The organism is Streptomyces sp. NPDC051555 (assembly GCF_044454405.1).
Classification (GTDB): domain Bacteria; phylum Actinomycetota; class Actinomycetes; order Streptomycetales; family Streptomycetaceae; genus Streptomyces.
On the sequence record NZ_JBITDP010000006.1, the window covers coordinates 101,736 to 125,483 of the forward strand.

Consider the following 23,748-nt stretch of genomic DNA (forward strand, 5'->3'; position numbering starts at 1 on the left):
GTCGGCCGGATCGCGGGTCGCCGGATCACCGTGGGCCGGATCACCAGCCGCCTTCGCCCGGTACCAGCCGCCCCGCCTTGCGGTACTCCCGGCGGGCACCCTCCAGGAGGTCCTGCGCCGTCACCTCGTCGCCCCGACCGGCGGCGAGGTAGGCGGCGGTCACCACCGCACTGCGGATGGAGCCGCCGGCCAGCTCGAAGTCCCGAGCCAGCGGAGCCGGGTCGATCCCGTCGGCGGACGGTACGTGCGCCAGCCCGTGCCGCCACAGCGCGAGACGCTGCCCCGCGTCCGGGAACGGGAAGTCGACCACCAGGTCGAGGCGTCGGGTGAAGGCCGCGTCGATGTTCGCGCGCAGGTTCGTGGTGAGCAGCGCGATCCCGTCGAAGGACTCCAACCGTTGGAGCAGGTAGGAGCTCTCCATGTTGGCGTAGCGGTCGTGGGCGTCCTTGACCTCGGAGCGCTTGCCGAAGACGGCGTCCGCCTCGTCGAAGAGCAGCACGGCGTCGGTCCGGTCCGCCTCCGTGAAGATCCGCTCCAGGTTCTTCTCGGTCTCACCGACGTACTTGTCCACGATCGACGACAACTGGACCACGTACAGGTCGAGTCCGAGATCGGCGGCGACGACCTCCGCCGACAGCGTCTTGCCGGTCCCGGACTCCCCGGCGAACAGACCGAGTACGCCCCGCCCGCGCCCCCCGCCGGCGCTGAGCCGCCAGTCGCCGAGCACCCGGTCGCGGTGGCGGGCCCGTAGGGCCAGTTCGCGCAGCTGCGTCAGGGGGCCCGCGGGCAGGACCAGGTCCCCCCAGTCCACGGCCGGCCGGATGCGGCGGGTGTGGCTCTCCAGCCCCGAGGCCGACTGGCGGCGGGCGGCCCGCCGTACGTGAGCGGCGGTGAGCGGTGCGCCGTCGAAGGCGGCCAGCGCCCGGGCCGCCCGCGCGGCCCGCCGTATCCGGTCCCCGCCGAGGCGGTACGGGGCGACCGTCGCGGCCAGGTCGAAGCCGTCGGCGGCGTCGCCGGTGACGTCGGTGCCCAGCGCGGCCCGCCACGCGGCGGTCCCTCCGTCCCGGCGGTCCGGCGCGTCCAGGACCAAGGGGTCCTCGGGGGCCCAGTGGGGGTCGTACGGCCGGGGCCCGGCCAGCAGCACCGTCACGTCCGGCGCCGCGACGAGCGCCCGAACCAGTGGGCCGGGCGCCTCGGGCAGTGCCGGGACGACGACGGCCCGGCCGCTGAGGCGGGCCTCGCGCAGCAGCTCGGCGACGTGTTCGCCCGGCTCGGCGCAGCACAGCCCGTCCAGGCCCGCGGCGCGCAACGCCGAGGCGTAGGCGGCCAGGCCGTCGCCCTCGCGCTGTTCCCGCAGGTAGACGGTGGCGGGAGCGGCCGCCAGGAGGGCCGCGAGCCGGTGGGTGAACTGCTCGGCCGTACGGTCGCCGGGCAGCGGATCCGGCATCGGGCGCACCAGGCCGAGCAGGGCCGCGTCCGGGGTGTCGTCACCGAGGAGATGGCCGGTCAGCCGGTCGGGCACGCGCAACGAGCGGGTCAGGAAAGGGCGTTCGGGCTCGATGACCTCCAGCAGGCCGAGAGTCAGGAGGGGCGCGGACGGGTGCAGCCGGGCCCGGGCAGTGGCGGACCGGGCGGGCACCCCGCAGAGTTCGAGGGCGAGACCGACCGTGGCCCGGCGCCTGCTCACGTCGTCGTTGAGGTAGCCGTAGAGGGGTTCGAAGGTCCGGTCGACGTCGGGAGCGAGGGCGACGAGCACGACGGCGACGTCGAGCGCGCCGAGGCCCGCCCGCCCGGCCAGCCGGGCCATCCGGTCCGTCCCTGTCCCGGGGCCCTGCGACGGCGCCGCGATCATGTTCCGGTCGGATCCGGCGGCAACGTCGGACATCGGGGGCCAGGTATCGAGCACGTGGTGGACCGCCTCGTCGGACAGGTAGAGACCGCGCAGCGGGTCGTCGGCGGTCGGATCACCGGCGGTCCGCCGTTCGACCAGCGCCGACACCCGCCCGCGCAAGGCGTCGAGGCGATCGAGCAGCCCACGGCCCGGGTCGCCTGGATCGCCGGTGTCGGCCGCCGGCTGCGGGATCGGGCCGGCGTAGGGGGCGTTCACCGCGCGTCCGAGCGGCGGGAGGTCTCCCGGGGAAGGGGCGCGCCGCCGGCGTCGGCCCGGGCCGCCCGGGCGGCCGCCACCTGGTGGGGACGGTGCGAACGGCCCCCGGTCGCCGCCGGGTCGCCGTCCATCCCGCCCAGCCGGACGGTCGCGCCCTCGGTGACCGGCGGCCCCGCCTCGTACTCGGGGAAGGCCGGGAAGGGCGCGGTCACCACCAGGTCCAGCGAGGGTTTCAGCTCGCCGCCGAGCGCGGACCAGATCTCCGCGAGCGAGCGTGCCTCCGTCTGCACGCCGGCCGCCGTCAGCTGCACGGAGAGCCCCAGCGCCCGCAGGGAGCCCGGTAGTTCCTCCGGCGGCAGCACCTCGCGGGGCAGCAGCGTCGCGAGTACGGCGGACAACAACCGGTGCTCGTCCTGTGGGGTCTTCGTCCACGCGGTCACCAGGTACGACAGCTTGAACCAGCGCGGCGGTTGACTGCGCCGCACGACCACGTCCCGATCGTCGCGCACCTCCGTCCGACCGCGCTGGCGCCGGGCCACGTCCTCCCGGATGTCGTACAGGTAGGTGTTGACCACGGGGGCGTTGCGCCGGGCCGCCCAGTCCCGGGTCGGTGCCTCGAAGGACACCTCGATGCCCGAACCCGCCAACGCCCCGCCGCCGAGGAGGCCCTTGAGCACCTCGTCCACTTCGTGGATCACGCCCGTACTCCCGCCCTGCCCGCACGGCCGGTCGTGCCCGGGCCGTCGTCCTGCGCCGATCGTCCCCCGGGCGGCACCCGGGCGGCAGGAGCGCGGGGGACGACGGCGGGGCAGCCGCCCCTGCCCGCGCGGACACCCACCGGCGCCCGCGGTTGCCCGAACGCTCAGATGTAGCCCTCCCTGAAGGCGAAGGCCACGGCGTGCGCACGATTGCGCAGGTGGAGCCGGATGGTGAGGCCGTGCACGACGTTCTTGACGGTCCGTTCGGAATAAGCCAACTTGCCCGCGATCTCGGCGGTGTCGAAGCCCTCGGCGACCAGACGCAGGACGTCCACCTCGCGCGGCGTGAGCCCGAGGGCCGGCGGACCGGTCCGGCCGGCCGCACCCCGGTGGAGCGTGCCCAGCTGGTGGATGAGCCGACCCAGGAGATCGGCGGGCAGATCGCTGTCGCCGCGGGACGCGGCGAGCACCGCCCGCACCAGCCGCTCGGCCGTGGCGTCGCGGCGCCGGACGATCGCGCCGATCCCGCACTCCATCACGTCCAGCAGCTCGCTCTCCCGCATCGCGCCCACCACGAGAACGGCGCGTGCGCCCTCGCCGCGCACGAGGCGGCGCAGCCGGGTCAGCGCGGCATCGTCGAGGGCGTCCACCACGAGCAGGGCCACCGTGTCCGGACCGGACTCCTCGCGCAGCTCGACCTCGGGGCGTCTGCGCAGCTGGCCGACCGTCCCCTCCAGGCTGATCGGGTCAGCGGCGTACACGGCCACGGGCACGCGCCGGTCCGTGGAGCCGGCGTGCGGTCCCGTACCGGCGGAGGGCGTGGTGGCGGAGGGCAGGGTGATGGTCCGGGGTGAGTCGAGCAACGTTTCCCCTATGCAGCGGCCCGTCGTGCGGCTCGGGCCGGTAGCCGATGAGCTCCCCCACACTTCTTCGGGCGCCACCGGCGGGGCAATCGTGGACGACCACGGGCCCCACCACGAGAGCGCGGTGGTGATGACCACGAGGCCGGCCCGTTCCGTGCGCGTCGCCGCAGGTCACGGCGGTGCCCCTCGGTCTCGGGCCGGCCGTGGCCAGCGGAAGTGAGGTGCGCCACTTCGGGTCACCACGCCGCGGGCCCGGTCGTCTCATCTGGCGGCGGAGCACACCCTTGCCCACGGAGGTACCGATGACCACACCACTCCACGAGCGCCAAGGCGCCCGGGCGCTCCTCGCGGACCGGGCGGAGCGGGCCCGTTCCGGATCCGGTTCCCTGGTACTCCTCCAGGGCGCCACCGGCACCGGCCGCACCGCCGTGCTGGAAGGCGCCGTGCGGGAGGCCGAGGGGCTGGGCATGCGGGTGCTGTCGGCGCGGTGCTCGCCGGAGGACACCGGTGTGCCCTTCGCCACGGTGCTGCAACTCCTGGGCCCGGTGCCGGACTTCATCGACCTCGTGCCCGACCACGTCGACCGGGGGAACGCCGCCCGACTGTGGCGGCTGCTGCGCTCGTACGCGGCCGAGGGACCGCTCCTGATGGCGGTCGACGACGTCCACCTCGCCGACTCCGCGTCACGCCGCTGGCTGCGCGAAGCGGTGCGTCACATCGACCGATTACCCGTATTACTCGTGGCGGGCGAGCGCAGCCAGTACGACATCGGCCCCCGGCGCTCCGGGCTCGCCCGGTCGCTGTCGCCCTCGCTCGTCCACACCCACACCATCGACCCGCTCGGCGACGCGGCCGCCGCGGAACTCGTCCGCACCGCCCTGCCGACGGCCGGACCCGAGGGGACGGCGGAGGTCGTGCGGGCCGGCGCGGGCAACCCACTGCTCCTGCACGCCCTGCTCCACGACCTCGGCGGCGCACCGGAAGCGATCCCGCTGCTGCCGGACACCTGCGCCGCGCTGTACCCCGGCAGCTACCCGGCGGCCGTCTCGTGGTGGCTGGAGAGCGCGGGCGCGGCGACGGCCGAGGTGGCGCGCTGCCTGGCCGCCCTGGAGGAGGCCTGGCCCCGGCCGGCCCCACCCGGGCACCGCCCGAGCCGGGCCGACGGGAGCGCCACCGAGGCCGTGGCCGCGTCCGGCCCTCCGGCCGACCCCGATCCGGCCACGGGAGCGACCGGCGCCCCGGCGGGTCCGTTCGCGGCCGGGGTCCCGGCCGGTCCGTCCGAGGCCCGGATTCCGACGGGTCCGGGGGTGGCCGGGGTCCTCGCGGAAGCGGTCGGCGCGGATCCCGCGCGCGTCACGGGCTGGCTCACCGCGATGACCCGCATCGGGCTCCTGCGCCCTGACCCCGCCGGCCTGCCGCGCTTCGCGCACCGGCTGCTGCGCGACGCCGTGCTGAGCGGCTGGCCCACCACCCGGCGGGAGGCGGCGCACCTGGTGGCCGCGAGGACGATGCTGCGTCGCGGCGAGCGCGTCGAGACGGTCGCCGCCCACCTGCTGCGCACCCCGGGCGACGGCCTGCCGTGGGCCCTGCGCGTCCTGCGGGACGCGGCGACCGTCGCGGTGCACGACGCCCGCCCCCGCGACGCCGCGGGCTATCTGCGTCGCGCCCTGGACGAACCCCTCTCCGACGACCACCGCCAGCGTCTGCTGACCGAACTGGGCTCGCTGGAGTACGCCTCGGACGACGGCACGGTGGCGATCGCCCGGCTGGCCGAGGCCCAGTACCTGCCGGCCGCGCCCCGCGACCGGGTGCGCGCCGCCGTGGCCCTCGGCACGGCCCTGGTCGGCCGCGGCGAGGTCACCACGGCGCTGGAGGTGATGCGGCGCACGGAGGACGGCCTGGACGGCCACCCGGGACTCGCCCGCACCGTCCAGACCGTCACCGCGCTGCTGTCCGACGCCGACCTCGCCTCCCGTCAGGAGACCTACCGCAGGCTCTCCGCGAGCGGCGAGGACGCACCGGAGCTCGTCGGCACCGCCAGCCGGGCCCTGCTGGTGCGGTACGAGGCGACCGCCGGGCTGATCTCGGCCGCCGAGGCCATGACCCGCGTACGGGCCCTGCTCGCGCAGCCGTGCGACCCGCTGGCCGAGCCGTTCCTGCTGGGGACGGCGGCGGCGGTCGCCGAATGGGCCGACGAACTCGACGAGGCCGAGCGGCTCGTGGACCGCGGCCTGGTCGGCCAGTACCCCGCTCTGCTCCACCCCATGGAGGACGCGCTCCTCAACACCCGCGCGGACATCGCGGCCGCCCGCGGCGACGTGGCCCGGCTGATCGCGGTGCGCGGCGACGGTGCGGCCGTCGCCGCGCGCGCCCACGGCGGGCCCTCCAACCGGGACGCCCAGGTGCTGATGGCGCTCGTCCACACCGGCCGCCCGGAGGAGGCCCGACGGCTGGCCGAGGCCTTCGACCTCAGCCGGGCCCCGGAGTCGTGGGAGCTGAACCGCTTCCTCTACGCGCGGGGGGTGCAGCGCCTCGCCGCCGGCGACCCGGCGGGCGCGCTGCACGACTTCCTGGAATGCGGCCGCCGGCAGAGCGCCCGTGAGGTGTTCAGCCCGGTCGTCACCCCCTGGCGGACCGCCGTCGCCCAGTGCCGGCTCGCCTTCGGCGGCGATCAGGAGGCCCTGGCCCTGGCCGCCGAGGAGCTGCGGCTGGCGCGGGTGTGGAACACCCCGCGCACGGTGGGGCGCGCGCTGCGCGTCCTCGGCACCGCGACCGGTGGCCGTCGGGGCCTGGAGCTCGCCGAGGAAGCGGTCGGCACCCTCAGGGACGCACCCGCCGACGCCGGGATGGAACTGGTCGAGGCCCTCCTCGCCCAAGGCCGCCAGCTCCTCGCCGCCGGCGAACGCGCCCGCGCCCGTGACCGGCTGCGCGAGGCGGCCGACCTGGCCGAGCGCAAGGGCGGCCTGCGGCTGCTGGCGCTGGCCGAGCAGGCCCTGCGCGAGGGCGGCGCCCGGGTCCCGACCGCGGCGCGGACCGGTTCGGCGGCACTGACCGACAGCGAACGCCGCATCGCCGAACTGGCCGCGGCGGGCAGGACGAACACCGAGATAGCCGACCTCCTCCACCTGGCCCGGCGCACCGTGGAGACCCACCTGACGAGCACCTACCGGAAACTGGGCATCCGCAGCAGGGCAGAACTGCCCGCCACGCTCGCCCGCACCCGCACCCGCCGATGACGGGGACCGAGCCATGACCGGGCATCGACCGGACATCCGTCCCTTGTCATGTCCGTCCGGTCGCCGATCTACGATGGAGGGTGTGACGGACCCCTGCTGACGTCCTACGACGCCGCCGCGCCCGTCCCCACCGATGAATCCGCAGATCGCTTCACCTCATTCCCGGAGAGCTCGTGACCGACAGCAAGAACATCAACAACCCCGTGGGCCAGGGCGGCGGCCATCGCAAGAAGCTGTCCCGCGCCGAACGGCAGAACAACGGCCCGCACCGCAACCTCGACCGGCAGGGTGCCGCCGACCAGAAGGCGGAGCTGGTGCGCAAGATGCGCGAGAAGGCGCGCGCCGCCGAGGCCGCCGAGGCCGCCGCGCAGGCGAGCGACGACACCGCCCAGAGCTGACGCACCGCCGCGGCGGGGCCGCCACCGCACGGCCGGGCCCGGCCCGCGGCAAGCGGTCCGGCCCCCGCCGCCGCGCGCGTCCCGAGGGTCGGCGCGTACGTTGGAGGGGTGCGCTCCGAAACCCGCTCCGAGGCATACGGCACGGCCACCGGACCCGTCTCCGGCTTCCTGGAGAACCCGGTCGTCGGGATGGCCCCGTGGATCGTCTTCTCGCTGCTGGTCGGCCCGGGGCGCTTCGAGATCGCGGTCGGGATCGCGCTCGGCACGGCCCTCGCCCTGATCGCCCTGAGCCGGTTCGTGCGCCGCGGCGGTTCGTGGAAGCTGCTGGAGCTGGCCGACGTGGTGTTCTTCGCCGCGCTGGCCGTCATCGGCGCCCTCGCGAGCGACGGCACACTGCGCTGGCTGGAGACGTACGCGGGGGAGGTCGCGAACCTCACCCTGACGGTGATCGCCTTCGGCTCGATGGCCGTGCGGATGCCCTTCACCCTCCAATACGCCCGCGAACAGGTCGACCCGTCGCTGTGGCACGCACCGGCCTTCCTCCGCACCAACTACGTGATCACCGGCGTGTGGGGCCTGGCGTTCCTGGTGGCGGCCCTCGCGGGCGGCTACGGCGACCTGGTCCTGCACCATCCCGACAACATCTGGACCGGCTGGATCATCCAGGTCCTGGCGATCGTCGCCGCCCTGCGCTTCACCGTCTGGTACCCGGGCGTGGTCCGCGCCCGCGCCCGCGGCGAGAGCGCGCCGAAGCGGGCTTCGCTGCTGCTGCCCCTGGCGGGACTGCTGGTGCCGATCGGCATCGCGGTGCTGGTCTTCGACGGCAACGTCTGGTGGCTGGGCGTCGCCCTGATGGTCGCGGGCGGGCTGCTGACGAAGACCCTCCAGGCGCGGAGTTGAGCCGGTCCGCCCCCGCCACCCCCTCCGTCAGGCGGGATGGTGGTCGGCGACGGCGCCGATCTCGATGTCGTGTTCCAGCAGGGCCTTCATGGCGCACAGGGCGGTGGTGAACCCGCCGACGGTGTTGTTGAGCCACGCCACGAGGTCCGCGCCCTGGCCGTGGAAGCCGGTCTCGCGCACCTCGACGAAGGTGGCCTCCGGTAGCCCGGGGCGCGGGGTGAAGGTCACCTCCACATGGGTCGGCTCCGCGTAGTTGCCCCACTCGAACCGGATCAGCCGGTCCTGCTCCACCGCGGTGACACGGGCACGGACGCTGGCCCCGTACGTCTCCCACTCCCACTGGAGCTCGGCGCCGGGGACCATCGGCCCGCTGCTCCCGCTGTACCAGAACCGGGTGGTCACGTCGGGGTCGGCGAAGGCGCGGAACGCGGTGGCGGCCGGCTTCCGGACGATCATGCAGGCATAGGCCACGGCTTCTTCTTCGGTACTCACACGCACGATCATGGCCCCAGAGGCCACCACGGCCGCGGCGGCGCGGCCGACGGCGAGCACGGCCGGTTCGGCCGGCGTCTGTGAGCCGTTCTTATATTCTTCTGAGAATCGCCCCATAGCGTCCGCGCATGACGATGAAGCGCATGCTCCCCGTATCGGTATCCGTCCTGCTGACGGCAGTGGCTCTGACGAGCACGGCGGGGGTGGCCGTCGCGGCCCCCGCGGCCCCCGGTGGCAAAGCACCGACGGATTACCTGTACATGTCGCTCGGAGATTTCGAGGAAGCCGTGTCCGGAAAGTCCCCGGACATCAAGGCGAAGATCGACCGCCCGGACATTCACGGTGTCCAGGTGGTGGCGCCGTGGAAGGCCCTCGAAGGTCGCAAGGGCGAGTACAAGTGGTCGAGGATCGATGACGCCCTGACGTATCTCCAGGGCCACGGCAAGAAGCTGTTCGTCCAGGTCCAGGACCGGTTCTTCGACGTGGACGGCATCGAGAACGCCAATGTCCCCCAGTACGTGAAGGACGAGGGCGGGGTCGCCCCGACGATCGACGAGAACCCCGACGTGGTCACGAGCACCGGCGCCATGGCCGCGCAGTGGAAGAAGGACGTGCGGACGGACTTCCAGGGGCTGCTGAAGGCCATGGCGGCGAAATTCGACGGCAGGCTCGGCGGAGTGAACCTGCCCGAGACCGCGATCGAAGTGGACACGAAGAAGGACCGCACCGGATACGACTCCACGTCCTACATCGACGCCGAACTGGAGAACATGGCCTACGGCAGGAAGGTCTTCACCAAGACGCCCTTCGTCCAGTACGTGAACTTCCTGCCGGACGACGACGACCACAAGCGCATGAAGGAGATGTTCGACCTCGCCAGGGACAAGGGAATCGGAATCGGCGGACCGGACACCCTCCCGGACCGGGACTGGCAGATGAAGAACTCCTACAAGTTCCTCCACGCCTACAAGGACGTCCTCCCCGTCGTCGCCATGGCCGTCCAGGAGCCCGACATCGGCGCCAAGGACCCCAGGACCGGCCTCCCGTACACCCGTCAACGGTTCACCGACTTCGCCGGCGGCTACCTGGGCGCGAGCTGCCTCTTCTGGACGACCGAGGCCGATTGGCTGGGGAAGCCCGCGGCGAGCGCGGGTTCCCGGTAGCCACCGGTGGTGCGCCAGTAGCCCCTGGTACGTGGGCGGCGGCCCGGCAGGATAGTTTGCTCGGATGAGTCTCCTTGATGATGTGGCCGAACGCGACGGCTGGCGGTGCTGGGTGTGCGACGAACCGGTCGACCCCGACGAGTCGGTGAACGACCCGCGAGGGCCCAGTGTCGACAGCCGGACCACCGACCGGAAGGCCAAGGTCGCCGAGCGGCTCGCACACCGTGCGTGCAACACCCGCAAGGGCGCGGTCAAGGTGGTCATCGCCTGGCCGGAGCACCTGTACGTGGTCGAACCCGCGCCGCTGATCACCGTTGCCGACCGGCTGGAGCGCAAGGGCGGCCGCGAGATGGTGGGCCGTTGTCCGACGAAGAAGGACGCCCAGCAGGCGGCGGACTGGCTGGTGGACCGGTTCTCCCGGCTGGTCCCGGGGCTGCCCGTGACCGCAGCCGTCGAGCCGGGCGGCGGTCAGTTCCTCGTCGTCCTGGCCACGGGCCGCCGCTGACCGGCGATCACCCGCGCGCACTCGCCCGCGCCGAGGTGAGGGTCACCTCGGCCGGTCGACCGGCGGGCCAAGGCGCCGCCGGGGCGCGGTTCCACCGCATCCGGGACCACGGCAGCGCCAGCTGACCCTGGTCGGTCACCTCGCGCGGGGCGAAGTCCGCCATCGGCGCGACCTCGCGGTGCCGGGCGTAGACGGTGTCGACGTAGCGGTGTCCGGTGTCGGCGGCGATGAAGAGGACCGTCCGCTCGGGGGAGCGCTCGCGTTCGTGGCGGGCGGCGAGGTAGCCCGCACCGGTCGACAGGCCGGCGAAGACGGCGTGCCGCCGCAGCAGGTCGACGCTGCCGGCCAGCGCCGCGTCGAAGGCGACCCAGTGCAGGACGTCGTACAGCTCGTGGGAGACGTTCCCGAAGGGGATGGAGCTGCCGATCCCGGCGATGATGATCTCCGGGTCGCAGACGTGTTCGGCGCCGAAGGTGACGCTGCCGTACGGCTGGACACCGACGAGTTCCACATCGGCTTCCCCGCCGGCCTCCCCGTGCGCCTCCCCCTTCGCAGGGTCGTCGGCGGCCGTGCGCAGGTAGCGGGCGAGGGCTCCCGTGGAGGCGCCCGAGCCGACCCCGCCGACGAGGGTGAGCCCGTCCGCGCCGGTCGCCTCCCGGATCCGGTCGGCGACGGTCCGGTAGCCGAGGTAGTGGATGTCGTCGTGGTACTGCCGCATCCAGTGGTACTCGGGGTGTTCGGCGAGGATCTCGTGGATCCGCTCGACGCGCCGTTTCTGGTCGAGTTTGAGGTCGTTGCACGGTTCCATCTGCGTGAGCGTCGCCCCGAGGACGGCGAGCTGGGTGCGCAGCGTGTGGTCCACCGTGGTCGAGCCGACGATGTGGCAGCGCATGCCGTGCCGGTGGCAGGCCAGGGCGAGGGCGTAGGCGTAGATGCCGCTGGAGCTGTCCAGGAGGGTGTCCCCGCGGCGCACGACTCCGGTGTCGAGCAGGTGCCCCACCGCGGCGAGGGCGGAGACCACCTTCATCGTCTCAAAGCGCAGGCAGACGAGCCGGTCGTCGAGGCGTACCAGGTCCGGCCTGCCGATCGACTCCGCGATGTGCTGGTCCATTGAGGATCTCCTTGGTGGTGGTGCAGGTCGTGAAGGTACGAGTGGCGGGGATCGCATGGGCGTCCAGGGCGCGCAGGCAGCTGCGCACGCGGTGGCGCAGGCCGGGCGCGGCCGGGTCGAAGAGCACCCCCGCCACCGCCCCGCTGTGCGCGATCTGGACGCCCGCCGCGCCCACCCGCCGGGCGATGCCGCACAGCGCGTCGAACTCGGCGTGGCCGAGGACCCGCTGGCCGCGCCGAGCACTGGCGGTCGCGACCTGGCCGAGCAGTCGCACGTCACCGGTGGCCACCGCCCGGCGCAGCAGCTCGCGCAACCGCTCCCCGGCCCGCACGTCGTCGTCGCCGGGCTCGGGCACCGGCAGGGCCAGGGTGTCCACGGGCGCGCCCCCGCCCAGAGCGCAGCCCACGACGACCAGCGGCGGCAGCCGCGGGCCGAGGACCTCCAGGACCCTGCCCTCCCGCTGGGCGAAGAGCACCGGGCGGCCGTCCAACATCAGTGGATCGCAGGCCAGTTCCGCGCGTACGGACAGCCGGGCGACCGTTTCGGCGGACAGTCGCAGCCCGTACGCGTCCGCGACCGCGCGCACGGCGGCGATCACATCGCTGGTCGAGCTGCCCATGCCGAGTCCCACCGGCACGTCACCGGCGAGCCGCAACTCCCCGCCGCAGGGCGGCTGTCCGGATCGCTCCGCGCATTCCGCCACCGCGAGGGCCGCGGCCCCCGCGGCTTTCGTACGGTCGGCCGGTACGACGCTCAGCTCCCCGGGCTCGGTGCCGGGACGACGGACGAAGGTGGCGCGGCTGCCGGGGCCGGCCATGGGGAGGGTGACCAGGCCCGCGCACCGGCGTCCCGCGCCGTCCAGGAAGACGCCCTGGAGGATCTCGCCGTGGTGGCAGGGGGCGTACCCGGCGCCGGTGAGGAGGTCACCGCCGCCGGGCGCCGCCGGGCGTGGGGCGCGGATCATGCGCGGCCCACCGTCCGGTAGCGGTACAGGGTGGTCTCGTCGGCGCTGAACTGGGAGAACGGGAACGGTTCCGCCGACAGGGCGGTCACGCCCGAGCCGAGGAAGGCGCGGGCCACGGCGCTCCCGGTCTGCGCGTAGACGATCAGCGGGATGCCGCGGGACCGGCAGCGTTCCAGGATGGTGTCGAACGAGCCGTTGCTCAGGGTCATCCCGGTGGCGACGACGGCCTCGGCGCTCTCCAGCACCTCGTGCATGTCGGTGGTGACGGGATCGCCCCACTGGGTGGCCTTGAGGTTGAAGTCGCAGGGCAGCGGTGCGCCGCCGCGCTCGCGGATCGCCGCGACGAGGGGGTTGACGACGCCGATGAGGCCGACCTTGGCGCCCTCCTCGATGTCCAGGAGACCGGCGATGGCCGCGTCACGGGCCTTCGCGCGGACCTCCGGGGTACCGCCGGGCAGGGTCACGGACTCGGCGTCGCCCGCCCCGGCGGCGTCGCGGTGCGGGCGGGCCTCGGAGAGATAGGCGTCGAGGGCGGCGATCCGCAGCGGGCGCGGGGCCTCGCGCAGCAGCACGTCGAGCGGGGCGCCGGAGGAGTCGCGGCAGATCGACGGGGCGATCTCGCCGGCCTCGAAGGCGCAGCCGCCGAACGAGCCGCCGAGACGGACCAGGACGTACTGGTTGAGGTAGGTGGTGTCGCCGCCGGCCAGGCGGGTGCCGTGGTGCGTCCAGAACACGCTGGTCGCGACGAGCCGGTGGGGGAGCGGGCCGTGTTCGCCGGCGAGGACGGCCTCGATGAGGGCGTCGACGGTCACGGGGCGCATGGGGTCCACAGGGTTCATGGGGTCCATGGGGTTCACGGGGTTCCTTTCACGGGGGTGGGTCGGGGTGGGGCCGCCGGTGCTCCGAGCGGGCCCCGGCAGGTGACCGCGGGGTTGCCCAGGGCGTCGGTGGAGAGTTCCGCGTCCACCTCGAAGACCTCGGCGAGCCGATCGGAGGTCAGGACGGCGGCGGGCGTGCCGGCGGCGACCAGGCGACCGTGGTGCAGGAGCAGCAGCCGGTCGCAGTACCGGGCGGCGAGCGACAGGTCGTGCAGCGCGACCAGGACCGTCTGCTCGGTGCCGGTCGACAACTCCATCAGTTCCAGCTGGTGTTTGACGTCGAGGTGGTTGGTGGGCTCGTCGAGCAGGAGCCCGTACGGCTCTTGGGCCAGCGCGCGGGCGATGTGGGCGCGCTGGCGCTCACCGCCCGACAGCGCCTTCCAGGGGCGGTCGGCCAGCGCGGTGAGTCCGACCCGCTCCAGCGCGGCGGCGACCACCGTGCGGTCGGTGGCGTCGGGTCCGCGCCAGCGGTCCCGGTACGGGGTCCGCCCGAGGCCGACGACATCGGCGACCAGCAGGTCGCTGTCCGCGCCCGAGCCCTGTTCGACGAAGGCGACGTGACGGGCGATCCGCCGGGCGCTCCAGTGGCGTACGGACTCGCCGTCGTAGCGGACCGTGCCCGCGTCGGGGGGCCGCAACCCGGCCAGGCAGCGCAGCAGCGAGGACTTGCCCGAGCCGTTCGGTCCGAGCAGCCCGACCGTCTCGCCGGGTGCGATGTCCACGTTGACATCGCGCACGACCGGCCTGCCGGACACCGACCAGCTCAGCCCTTCGGCGGTGATCCTCACAGCTCACCCCTCCTGCGCAGGACGAGCAGGAAGAGCGGCACGCCCAGCAGGGCGGTGATCACGCCCACGGGAACCTCGCGGGGCGCGAAGGCGATCCGCGCCAGCGCGTCCGTCCACACCAGGAACACCGCTCCTGCCAACGCCGCGTACGGAAGCAGGACCCGGTGCAGCGGGCCGACGAGGAACCGCACCCCGTGGGGGACGATCAGCCCGACGAACCCGATGGCGCCGACGGTGGCCACCGCCACGGCGGTCAGCACGGCCGTGACCACGAGCAGCAGCATCCGGGTGCGCCGTACGCCGATCCCGAGGGAGGCGGCGGTGTCGGTGCCGAAGGCGAGCCCGTCGAGGGAGTGGGAGCAGAGCCAGGCCGCCGCCAGCCCCAGCGGGGTGACGATCGCGCAGACCACGACCGCGTTCCAGCGGGCCGGCGCCATCGAGCCCAGGAGCCAGTGGGTGACCGCCCGCGTGGTGTCCGCGTCCGCCGAGGCCATCAGGACGAGCGAAGTGATCGCCGTGAAGAGCTGGCCGACGACGACACCGGTGAGGACGATGCGGACGGAGTCCAGTCCGGTGCGCTTGAGCAGGAGCAGGAGCAGCCCGAAGGAGAGCAGCGCGCCGGCGAGGGCGCCGCCGGTGACCCCGAGGGCGTCGGCGCCGACCCCGAGGACGACCACGGTGACGGCCCCGGCCGAGGCCCCCGATGAGACGCCGAGCAGGTAGGGGTCGGCGAGCGCGTTGCGGGTGACCGCCTGGAGCACCGCGCCGCACACGGCGAGCGAGGCGCCGACGAGGGCCGCCATCAGTACGCGCGGTAGTCGCAGGTCCCAGACGAGGGAGTCCAGCAGCGGGGGCAACGGCCGCACGTCCAGGCCGAGACGGGAGCCGAGGACGCGGGCGAGGTCGGTCCAGCCCACGTCGGCGGTGCCGATGCGTACGGACGCGGTCACCGAGGCCGCGAGGGCGACCGCGGCGAGGAGGAAGAGCGCCGCCCGGGCCGCCGCGGACCGGCCCGGAGGCGAGAGGTCCCGCGTCCCCTGCCGGGCTACGGGGTCAGCGGACATATCCGAGGCCCTTCATGCCGTCGGCCAGCAGCCCCAGGGCGTGTACGGAGCGCACCGAGGGATCCAGCTCGATGCCCGGCACTTCGAGGACCTTGCCGTCACGGACCGCGGCCAGCTTGGAGATCACCGGGTGCTGGGTCATCGCGGCGCGCTTCTCCTTGGCGCTGTCGCCGGGCCGGCCGCGCTCGGACAGGTCGCCGATCACGATGAAATCGGGGTCGCGCTTGGCCACTTCCTCCCAGGAGACCTCGGGCCAGTCCTGGTCGACGTCGTCGAAGGCGTTCTGCGCACCGATGATCCGGCTCATCTCGCTGGGCAGGCCGGTCCTGCCCGCCACGTACGGCATGCCGTTGAAGACGGAGTAGAGGTAGACCACGGTGGGCCGGCCGGGCCGGCCCGCTCCCCGGGCGACCTTGGAGGCGTTCTGTCCGGCCCTGGCGACGGCGGCGCGCTGGTCGGCGGCGAGCTTGCCGGCCCGCTCCTCGACGCCGAAGACCTTGCCGAGGTTCTCGTAGTCGGAGAAGAGGAGCTCGAAGGGGGCCGTGCCGGCCGGGCTCTGCTGCGGGCAGTCCACGGCGCTGACGAAGGTCGGGACCTTGAGGGCGCCCAGCTCCTCACGGGTGCCGGCCCGGTCCTTCGTGAAGAGGTCCGCGGAGCCCGCGACGACGAAGTCGGGTGTGGCGGCGCGCAGTTGCTCACCAGTGGCGATCTTGGGGGCGATGACCGGGATCTTGGCGTACGCGGCCGCGTACTGGCCGGGGATCTTCGTCTTGATGTTGGCGGTTCCGGCCGTCCGGTCCTGGAGTCCGAGTTCGAGCAGGGTCTCGGTCGAGGTCTGGTCCAGGGCGACGGTCCGCTTCGGGGGCGCGGCGAGGGACACCTGGCGGCCGCAACTGGTGAAGGGGGCCGCCTTGGTGGAGGGGCGGGCGGCGGGATCGTCGTCCGTCGTGGAGCCGTCGCCTGCTGCTGTGGAGCAGCCTGCGGTGGCGAGGGCGATGGTCAGGGCGATGCCGAGGCGGGCGGGGTGGCGCATGGGTTCTCCGGTCCGGGAGAGCGGGCGTGGGCGTTGTCGTGCACAGGGCAGAAGCCCGGCGCTTGAAGGGTACTGTAATGGTATTCATTTTCATTAAGAAACCCGGGTGCGGTTCGACGAGCCGCCACCCCCACCCCGAGGAGCGACCACACCGTGGCGACCACACCCGCGCCCATCGCGACCAAGACCCCTATCCCGCAACCACGTTCGGTGCTGCGCGACACCGCGTTCCTGCGCCTGTGGGCGGGCACCACCGCCTCGGGACTCGCGACCTGGGCCCTGCCCTTCGTCCTCGGGCTCGCCGTACTGCACCGCGGTCTCGGCGCCGCCGGTCTCGGCCTCGTCCTCGCCGCCCGCACCGCCGGCTTCCTGGCCGCCGTCGCCGTCGGTGGCGTGCTGGCCGACCGGCACTCCCGCCGCGCGGTCGTCCTCTGGTCGGGCCTCGCGGCGGCGGTCGCCGCACCCCTGCTCGCCGCCGGACTCGGCCGTTCGCTCGTGCTGATGACCGCCGCCGCCGCCCTCGCGGGCGCCGGACAGGGCGCCTGCCGCCCGGCGTTCCAGGCGCTCACCGCCGAGACCGTGGAACCCGAGCGCCGTCAACAGGCCAATGCCGCCCTGACCATGGCTGTCCGCGGATGCACGCTCGCCGGGCCCGCACTGACCGCGCTCCTCGCCGCCGTCCTCGACATCAGGACGCTGCTGCTCGGCATCGGCCTGCTCTGGCTGGTCGCCGCGTTCGTCCCCGGCAAGGGAGCCGCCGTCCCGGCGGACCCGCAGGCCGAGCCGCAGCCGCGCGCCGGCCTGCGCGCGGAGTTCCTCGAGGGGATACGAGAAGCGCGCCGCCACCCCTGGTTCCTGGCCGGACTCGGCGCCCTGACCGCGGTGATCGCGCTGGGATACTCCGTCACCAGCGTTGCGCTGCCCCTGATCAGCCGGGACCGCTACGACACCCAGTGGGTGCTGGCCGCGGCCGTGACCGCGTACACCGTGGGCGCGCTCGGCGGGGCCCTGGTCACCGCCCGGTGGCGGCCCCGCTCGCAGGGGTGGGCCGCCTTCGCGGGATTGGGCGCCTACGGTGTCGCGCCGCTGAGCTTGATGCTGCCCGTGCACCCGGCCGTGGTCGTCGCCGCGTACGCGGTCGCCGGGATAGGCATCGAACTGTTCAATGTGCCCTGGTTCACGGCCACCCAGCGCGAGGTCGCCCCGGACAAGCTGGCCCGCGTCTCCTCGCTGGACTTCCTCGTCTCCTACGGTCTGGCGCCGGTCGGGCTGGCCCTGATCGCACCGGCCATCGCCGCCTTCGGCGTCACTCCGGTGCTCGCCGTGTGCGCCGCCGCCTGCTTCCTCGTACCGGCCGCCGCGGCGCTCGTACCCGGCGCCCGCCACTTCGCGCGGACGGCGCCGGTGTCGAGGGACTGACCCGACCTGCACCTGCGCCTGCGCCAGGAGGGCCAACGCCCGGGGCGAGTGCGAGTCCCGTCCGCCCTCGGGCGGACGGGACCCCTTCCTCAGGCGGCGCCGGTCTTCGTGGTGTTCGCGGTGTCGACCGTCGTCGCCGTCGCGGCGGCGACGGTCGGTCGCGGCTCGCGGACCAGCGGGAGCGTCGCGCACGCGGCGAGCAGGGACGCCGCGGCGACGGCGTACCAGCCGTGCTGGAACGCGGTGACGACGTGTTCGGGGGTCGGGGTGCCGAGGAGGCCGATCAGGACCGCCACGCCGAGGACCGCGCCGATCTGGCGGCCCATCGAGGTGATGGCCGAGCCGGTGGCGAAGCGGGCCGGCGGCAGGGCGGCCGCCGACGCCCCGGTCAGGACCGGCAGCGTCATGCCGACGCCGAGGCCGGTCAGCATCATGCCGGGCAGGAGCGAGGTCGCGTAGGCCGAGCCGGTGTCGAGCGCGGCGGCCCACCACAGGATGCCGGCGGCGAACAGTACGGTTCCCGCCAGCGCGATGCGACCCGCGCCGAACCGGGCCACGGCGGGCCCGATCCGCAGGGCGACCGGCGGCACCAGCAAGGGACCCGGCGCGATGGCGAGGCCGGTGCGCAGGGCGGAGTAGCCCCATACGCCCTGGCACCACAGCACCGCTCCGAGCAGCATGCCGGCGAACGCGACGGTGAAGAGCGTCAGGGCGGCCGCAGCGGATGCGAACGCCGGAACCCGGAACAGTGGCAGCTCGACGATCGGCACGGGGTGGCGGGCCGAGCGCAGGACGAACCAGACGCCGAGCAGCACCGCGGCGGCCAGTCCGCCGAGGGTGGCGGCGCTCGTCCAACCCCAGTCGGGAGCCTTGACCAGGCCGAGCGCGAGCGTGGCGATCGATCCGGTGAGGAGGGCGGCGCCGAACAGGTCGGGCAGCGCGCTCTTGACCGCCCCGGCGCGCCCGGGCGACGGCAGCACCTTGATGCCGAGCGCGATCGCCGCGATCCCCACCGGCACGTTGACGATGAACACCCAACGCCATCCGGCCTCGACCAGCAGTCCGCCGGCCACCGGCCCGAGTCCGGCGGCGATCCCGCCGATCGACGCCCAGGCCCGCACCGCTCCGGCACGCTTCTCGGGCGCCGTCGTGTCGAGCAGCAGCGCGAGCGAGGTGGGCATCAACAGCGCGGCGCCGGCGGCCTGTACGAGCCGTGCCGCGACCAGCGTCCCGACGCCGGGAGCGAGCGCGCAGCCGATCGAGGCGAGGGTGAACACCGCCAGTCCGGTCAGGAAGACCAGCTTGTGCCCGGAGCGGTCGGCGATGCGGCCGGCGACCACGAGGAGCGCCGCGAAGACGATCGCGTAGCCGTTGAGCACCCAGGAGAGGGAACCGAGGCCGCTGCCGCCGTACGAGCGGCCGATCTCCGGGAGGGCGACGTTGACGATGAAGAGGTCGAGGTTCGACATGAAGACCGCCGCCGCGACCGTCGCGAACACGGCTCGGGATGCGTGAGGTGGGTTTGATATTCCAACTGTCATGCGGCGGAGATTAGTCGTGTGAGTTTGAAAACACAACGGAGTGGGGGGATGATGGGGACGTGACCTCGAATGCGAAACAGGCCGAGAACGCGGTTCCGCACCCCGAAGTGCCCGGTCGGCCGTGCTCCGTGGCCGCCGCGCTGCAACTCATCGGCGAACGCTGGGCCCTTCTGGCGGTCCGGGAGATCTTCTACGGCAACCAGCGCTTCGACCGGATCGTCCGCAACACCGGCGCCCCCCGCGACCGCCTCGCCGCCCGATTGCGCGCACTGGAGGAGGCGGGCGTGGTCGAGCGCCGCGCCTACAGCGAGCGCCCACCGCGCTTCGAGTACCACCTCACGGAGGCCGGCCGCGATCTCGCGCCGGTGATGCGGGCGATGCTGACCTGGGGCGATCGCTGGGCGGTGGACACTCCACCGGTCGCCTTCCGGCACCGCGGCGGACCCGGCTCCGCGCACGAGGTCGAGCACGACCTCGACCCGGCGTCGACGTGCCGGACCTGCGGCGAGGAGGTCGCGCCGGGGAGCCTCACCCTCGACGTACGGGCGCCCGGATGGGACCAGGCCGGACCGACCGAGGGCTCCTGAACCGAGCGGCGATCGCCGACCCGGGCTCGGGGCCGCCGCTTGAGCCCAGGTCTGAGCCCGACGTCCACTGTGACGCCCAAGGGCCGCCAGCCCTTAGCCTGTTGGCATGCCGGAGCTTGCCGTCCCGGGCCGCGCGGGCGGCCGGATCACCCTACGTGCCGCGGACGCCCTGTGGGCCGACCTGACGGCCGACAGCGCCGTGCCGACGGCCTCCGAGGTGTTTGCCCGCCCTGCCGCCCGTGGCCGAGCGGGGTACGCCCTGCTCGGCTGCCGTGTGGTCGCGATGATCGAGGCGAGCGACGGCCGGTGGAGCGTTCCCGAGGCGGAGGTGCGCAGCGCGGCAGCGGAGATGAACGCGGTCGAGCTGGACGGCCGGGACCTGGTCCGCATCGGCCCGTTCCGCGGCGTCCCGCGGCAGGAACCCGACGGGGGAACGTCGCTGCGATGGCGCGCGCGCATCATGTGGGAACTGCAGCAGCCTTGCTCCCCGACGGAGTCGGGCGCCCCGGAGCGGGCGGCACGAAACGAAGGCGGCGGCCGGTCGTGTCAGCTGGCGGGGATCGACTGGCGGCGGATGCTCGTCGAGAAGTCCCACGACCGCGCGGTGCGGACCTGGTGGCTGCCGCGCGCCCTGGTCCGACTGCTCGACGCGGCCGAACACGCCGAAACGCGCTGGCTGCACGCCGAACGGACCCGCCGGACGGGCGCGGCCGTCACCGAACCGCCCTCCCCGCGCCGCGGGCCCCGATCCACCGGCGACCCGCAGGCGACCGGCCACGACCGCCCGACCGCCCCGTCGCGCCCGTACGAAGGGGAGCTGGAAGGTCACCTGTACGCGGTACTCAGCAGGAAGGCCGGTACCGCCCGCAAGGTGGCCGGGTGGGCGTGCTCCGTCTGCCGCACCGCCCCCGCCGCCGTGCTCGACCACTGCCACGAACACGGCTACGTCCGCGCCCCCGTGTGCCAGTCCTGCAACACCCACGAACGCCCCGACCACCTCTACAGCAACGACGTCCGCGTCGCCGACCACTACACCCGCCTCTTCGACACCCACGCCGCCGACTGGCTCCGCCACTGGCACCGCTGTCCCGGCTGCCGCACCCGCAGCACCCTGCCGCTGCCGCACCTCGCCGCATGGACCGCGCACACGGCCTGCCGATCCCTGCGCCCGACCCACATCGCCGCCCGCGGGCGCCGACCCTGCGGCGTGCTGCGCGCCTACTGGACCGGCAGCCACCGCGCGCCCCGCTCCTGCCTGCTCACCGTCGCCGTCGACTTCTGCCCTTCCGGCGAACACCGCGTCCTGGCGCGGATGCCCTACCGCGAAGCCGTCGAGCGCTTCGGCACCTGGCTGGCCGAGACCGCCCCCGCCGTGGCCGCCGCGGCCGGACCGGAGCGCTTGGACGACCTCCCCATCCGGTCCCGGCCGGTCGTCGTCGACACCGGCGGCGAGGGCCTGGCACTGTTCTGACCAGCCAGTATCGAGGAAGCGGTGGCTCTCGTGGGGTCCTCGCCACCACTGCGGCCCGGCGTCTCGGCGGCATCGGGCAGAGCGGGCGGGCTCCCACAGGTCACCCCCGAAGGTCGGCCGGGACGTGCGTGAGGGAGCGGCCCCGGACGTCGAGCAGGCGGCCCACGCGTTTGGCCGACCGCAGGACGAGGATCCGGTCGCGGATGAGCAGGCCGAGCGCCTGGGTGATCTGCTTCTCGAAGCGGAGCAGGTGCTCCAGCGAGTTGACCCAGACCGCGAAGCCGAGCGTGTACGCGTCGACGGAGGAGAAGACGGAACGGATCTCGGGATGGCGGGCGAGCAGCGCGACCCGGTGGTCCAGCTGGCCGATGGCCGCGTCCGCGAAGAAGTGGGCCTGCACCGGGAAGCGGGACGCCGAGCGGGCCACCTCGGTCCGCAGCGTGATCTGTCCGTTGCCCAGCAGTTGTTCGAGTCGTCTGCGGGTCCACGTCTCGTTCGTCCCGCACACCTGTGCCAGCCGGGGGACGGAGGCGCGGCCGTCGCGGCCCAGTTCCAGGGCCATGGCCCAGTCCTCGTCCGACAGCTCGCTCCAGGGACCGGACAGGCGGTCGCCGGCGCCGCGACGGACCTGCCCCACCTGGGAACTGTCCAGCGTGGACAGGCGCCAGCGGCTCCCGTCGGTGAAGCGGCGCAGCGCGAAATGGGAGCGTACGGCCCGGATGTGCGCGATCGACTGGAACCCCTCGATCACGCGCCCCGCCAGCTCCTCGTAGGTCCGCGCGGCCGCGACGACGAGCAGGTCCCGGGCGCCGCTGGCCACGTCGACGGTGATGCACCAGGGCTCGGCGCAGACCGCCCGGGTCACCTCGGCGAGCCGCCCGTGCTCGCACTCGATCTCGACCAGCGCGAACTGGGTGCCGGGTTCCAGCGCGGGGTGGCAGGTCACCCAGGCAGTACCCGCCTCGTGCAGCTGTCGCCAGCGGCGGGCCACGGTGGTCGCGTCGATCGACAGGACCCGCGCCACCTTCGTCCAGCTCGCGCGGGGCGCCAGCTGGAGGGTGTGGAGGATCGCCTGGTCCAGCTCGCTCAGATCGCCGGAATCGGGCGTTTCTCGGTTCATATCACCACTCATGCTGCTACGAAGGCGGTACAGGGCGCGACTCGGCGAGGATTCCCGGGCGGCTCCACCACGGCTTCACGCTCCCTCGGCTGCCGCGCCGCCGTCGTTCCGACACGGCTCCCACCTGCCAGCAATCCCGTCCGAGTGGCCTTCACCATGCGATGTCCCGTGACCTACGCCCGGCTCGTGGACGGCGCCGTGTGCGCGTCGGCGACCGTGGCCTCCCTGCTCGCCCTGGAGCAGAACCATTCGAGCGGCCTCCTGCCCGCGTACGCGGCCTCGGTGCTCGTCGCCGGGGTCGCGGCCGCCTCGCTGCTGCTGCGCCGGCGGGCGCCGGGGCTCGTCATGGCGTTGGCCCTGCTCAGTACGCTGTCCTCCGCCGATCCGACCCTGCTGATCTTCGCGGCGTACGCACTCGGGGCCTATGGCGATCAGGGCCGATGGGCGGGGACCGGCCCTGCGCTCATGGTCGCGGGCGCCAGCGCGGTGTACGTCTGCACCCGTTCGTGGGTGGATCCCGCGCAGCTGGAGCTCTCCGAGATCGCCTACGAGACCTTCGTCGCGCTGTGCTTCCCGGCCGCGGTCGGTGATCTGATGCGAAGACGGCGGGTGGTGACCCGGTTGCTGCGCCGACGCCTGGTGGCGGCCGAGCGCGCGGTGGACCAGGCCGCCGAACAGGCTGTACTGGAGGAACGGACCCGACTCGCCTTCGACATCCACGACGGCCTGGGCTACCAGGCCACCGTGCTGCGGCTGCACGCCGAGGCGCTGCGCAACGCCCCCGGGATCCCGGATTCGGCGGCCGTCCTCGCGGCGACGGTGGAGGAGGCCGCCGGGGGAGTGCAGCGGGACCTGCGCGCGCTGCTCGACGTACTCGGGGGAGGCGACGGGGAGCGGGCGCGCGGCGGGCCGCCGTACGCGCAGTTCGCCGCGGCGCTGGTCAGCAATCTGCGCGCGGCCGGGGTCGACGTGTCCCACCGGCGCACGGGGGAGCCCTATCCACTGCCCACCGGGGTGGACGACGTCCTGCGCAACTGCGGGCGGGAGGCGCTGACGAACGCCGTGAAACACGGGCACGGGGCGCCGGTCTCGCTCCACCTGGACTTCGGGGCCCGGGCGGTGACCCTGGAGGTGGGCCACGGGCCGAGTGCGGTGGGGTCTGTGGGGTCTGTGGGCTCGATGGGGTCCGGACGGGCGGGGCGGGCGCGGCGCGCGGGGCGGCGGCGGGGCGAGGGGATCGGGCTGGCGAGCATGCGCGAGCGGGTGGCCCGCGCGGGCGGCCGGATCGAGGCGGGAGGCACCGAGGACGGGGGCTTCCGGCTACGGGTGGAACTGCCGGTGGAGCTCGCGGGGCCGGAGGTCGGGGCGGGAACGGGTGTGGGGACCACCCGCTGATCGCGGGGCCGGGCC

At 74.0% G+C, this 23,748-nt stretch carries 21 protein-coding genes; 9 read left to right on the top strand and 12 right to left on the bottom strand.

The window, feature by feature from the left end; all coding sequences use genetic code 11:
• Positions 1-40 precede the first annotated feature (40 nt).
• The 3 genes from ACIBEA_RS15225 to ACIBEA_RS15235 form a co-directional block, all read right to left on the bottom strand.
• Entirely contained in the window at positions 41-2,083 is a 2,043-nt protein-coding gene (locus ACIBEA_RS15225; RefSeq protein WP_399261428.1) for an ATP-binding protein, read from the bottom strand.
• A gap of 20 nt (positions 2,084-2,103) precedes the next feature.
• A complete protein-coding gene (locus ACIBEA_RS15230; protein ID WP_399260907.1) occupies positions 2,104-2,805 on the bottom strand; it encodes a DUF4255 domain-containing protein in 702 nt (233 codons plus the stop codon).
• A gap of 164 nt (positions 2,806-2,969) precedes the next feature.
• Complete coding sequence (locus tag ACIBEA_RS15235) at positions 2,970-3,668, bottom strand: response regulator transcription factor (RefSeq protein ID WP_399260909.1); 699 nt, start codon at positions 3,666-3,668, stop codon at positions 2,970-2,972.
• 302 nt (positions 3,669-3,970) lie between these two features.
• Here ACIBEA_RS15235 and ACIBEA_RS15240 point away from each other — a divergent pair, with 302 nt between their 5' ends.
• From ACIBEA_RS15240 to ACIBEA_RS15250, 3 genes are all read left to right on the top strand, one after another.
• Positions 3,971-6,904, top strand: a complete 2,934-nt coding sequence (locus tag ACIBEA_RS15240; protein ID WP_399260911.1) for an AAA family ATPase — start codon at positions 3,971-3,973, stop codon at positions 6,902-6,904.
• 173 nt (positions 6,905-7,077) lie between these two features.
• Positions 7,078-7,302, top strand: a complete 225-nt coding sequence (locus ACIBEA_RS15245) for a DUF6243 family protein (RefSeq protein ID WP_399260913.1) — start codon at positions 7,078-7,080, stop codon at positions 7,300-7,302.
• Between the two features lie 108 nt (positions 7,303-7,410).
• The gene (locus tag ACIBEA_RS15250) at positions 7,411-8,202 is read left to right on the top strand and encodes a hypothetical protein (RefSeq protein ID WP_399260914.1); all 792 of its coding nucleotides are present in this window, start codon (positions 7,411-7,413) and stop codon (positions 8,200-8,202) included.
• A gap of 27 nt (positions 8,203-8,229) precedes the next feature.
• On the opposite strand, the gene ACIBEA_RS15255 is transcribed toward ACIBEA_RS15250, so the two are convergent.
• A complete protein-coding gene (locus tag ACIBEA_RS15255) occupies positions 8,230-8,694 on the bottom strand; it encodes an SRPBCC domain-containing protein (RefSeq protein WP_399260916.1) in 465 nt (154 codons plus the stop codon).
• Between the two features lie 128 nt (positions 8,695-8,822).
• On the opposite strand from ACIBEA_RS15255, the gene ACIBEA_RS15260 reads away from it, so the two are divergent.
• Both ACIBEA_RS15260 and ACIBEA_RS15265 read left to right on the top strand, forming a co-directional pair.
• Entirely contained in the window at positions 8,823-9,857 is a 1,035-nt protein-coding gene (locus tag ACIBEA_RS15260; protein ID WP_399260918.1) for a hypothetical protein, read from the top strand.
• 64 nt (positions 9,858-9,921) lie between these two features.
• On the top strand, positions 9,922-10,362 hold the full coding sequence (locus ACIBEA_RS15265; protein WP_399260920.1) for a hypothetical protein: 441 nt from the start codon (positions 9,922-9,924) through the stop codon (positions 10,360-10,362).
• 7 nt (positions 10,363-10,369) lie between these two features.
• Here the strand turns inward: ACIBEA_RS15265 and ACIBEA_RS15270 are convergent, their stop codons facing one another.
• From ACIBEA_RS15270 to ACIBEA_RS15295, 6 genes are read right to left on the bottom strand one after another with little or no spacing between them, the layout of a single operon-like run.
• On the bottom strand, positions 10,370-11,473 hold the full coding sequence (locus ACIBEA_RS15270; RefSeq protein WP_399260921.1) for a pyridoxal-phosphate dependent enzyme: 1,104 nt from the start codon (positions 11,471-11,473) through the stop codon (positions 10,370-10,372).
• Complete coding sequence (locus ACIBEA_RS15275; protein ID WP_399260923.1) at positions 11,394-12,437, bottom strand: GHMP kinase; 1,044 nt, start codon at positions 12,435-12,437, stop codon at positions 11,394-11,396. Before ACIBEA_RS15275 ends, ACIBEA_RS15270 begins: the two co-directional genes overlap by 80 nt.
• Positions 12,434-13,285 (bottom strand): Rossmann-like domain-containing protein, encoded by an 852-nt coding sequence (locus ACIBEA_RS15280; RefSeq protein WP_399261430.1) that lies wholly within the window; start codon positions 13,283-13,285, stop codon positions 12,434-12,436. The genes ACIBEA_RS15275 and ACIBEA_RS15280 overlap by 4 nt, the downstream gene beginning before the upstream one ends.
• 5 nt (positions 13,286-13,290) lie before the next feature.
• The gene (locus tag ACIBEA_RS15285; RefSeq protein WP_399260925.1) at positions 13,291-14,103 is read right to left on the bottom strand and encodes an ABC transporter ATP-binding protein; all 813 of its coding nucleotides are present in this window, start codon (positions 14,101-14,103) and stop codon (positions 13,291-13,293) included.
• Positions 14,100-15,167 carry a FecCD family ABC transporter permease gene (locus tag ACIBEA_RS15290; protein ID WP_399260927.1) on the bottom strand — a complete coding sequence of 356 codons (1,068 nt, stop codon included), beginning with the start codon at positions 15,165-15,167 and terminating at the stop codon, positions 14,100-14,102. The genes ACIBEA_RS15285 and ACIBEA_RS15290 overlap by 4 nt, the downstream gene beginning before the upstream one ends.
• Positions 15,157-16,200 carry an ABC transporter substrate-binding protein gene (locus ACIBEA_RS15295; protein ID WP_399260929.1) on the bottom strand — a complete coding sequence of 348 codons (1,044 nt, stop codon included), beginning with the start codon at positions 16,198-16,200 and terminating at the stop codon, positions 15,157-15,159. The genes ACIBEA_RS15290 and ACIBEA_RS15295 overlap by 11 nt, the downstream gene beginning before the upstream one ends.
• Positions 16,201-16,353: 153 nt before the next feature.
• Between ACIBEA_RS15295 and ACIBEA_RS15300 the strand changes: the two genes are divergently transcribed.
• Positions 16,354-17,619 (top strand): MFS transporter, encoded by a 1,266-nt coding sequence (locus ACIBEA_RS15300; RefSeq protein ID WP_399260931.1) that lies wholly within the window; start codon positions 16,354-16,356, stop codon positions 17,617-17,619.
• An 89-nt stretch (positions 17,620-17,708) separates the two neighbouring features.
• Here ACIBEA_RS15300 and ACIBEA_RS15305 read toward each other — a convergent pair whose 3' ends face one another.
• Positions 17,709-19,118 carry an MFS transporter gene (locus ACIBEA_RS15305; protein ID WP_399260933.1) on the bottom strand — a complete coding sequence of 470 codons (1,410 nt, stop codon included), beginning with the start codon at positions 19,116-19,118 and terminating at the stop codon, positions 17,709-17,711.
• A gap of 101 nt (positions 19,119-19,219) precedes the next feature.
• On the opposite strand from ACIBEA_RS15305, the gene ACIBEA_RS15310 reads away from it, so the two are divergent.
• Entirely contained in the window at positions 19,220-19,747 is a 528-nt protein-coding gene (locus tag ACIBEA_RS15310; protein ID WP_399260935.1) for a winged helix-turn-helix transcriptional regulator, read from the top strand.
• A 106-nt stretch (positions 19,748-19,853) separates the two neighbouring features.
• The gene (locus ACIBEA_RS15315) at positions 19,854-21,218 is read left to right on the top strand and encodes an endonuclease domain-containing protein (RefSeq protein WP_399260937.1); all 1,365 of its coding nucleotides are present in this window, start codon (positions 19,854-19,856) and stop codon (positions 21,216-21,218) included.
• A gap of 100 nt (positions 21,219-21,318) precedes the next feature.
• Here ACIBEA_RS15315 and ACIBEA_RS15320 read toward each other — a convergent pair whose 3' ends face one another.
• A complete protein-coding gene (locus ACIBEA_RS15320) occupies positions 21,319-22,338 on the bottom strand; it encodes an Lrp/AsnC family transcriptional regulator (protein ID WP_399260938.1) in 1,020 nt (339 codons plus the stop codon).
• Between the two features lie 168 nt (positions 22,339-22,506).
• On the opposite strand from ACIBEA_RS15320, the gene ACIBEA_RS15325 reads away from it, so the two are divergent.
• Positions 22,507-23,733, top strand: coding sequence for a sensor histidine kinase (locus ACIBEA_RS15325; protein ID WP_399260940.1), 1,227 nt, complete (start codon positions 22,507-22,509; stop codon positions 23,731-23,733).
• Positions 23,734-23,748: the final 15 nt, after the last annotated feature.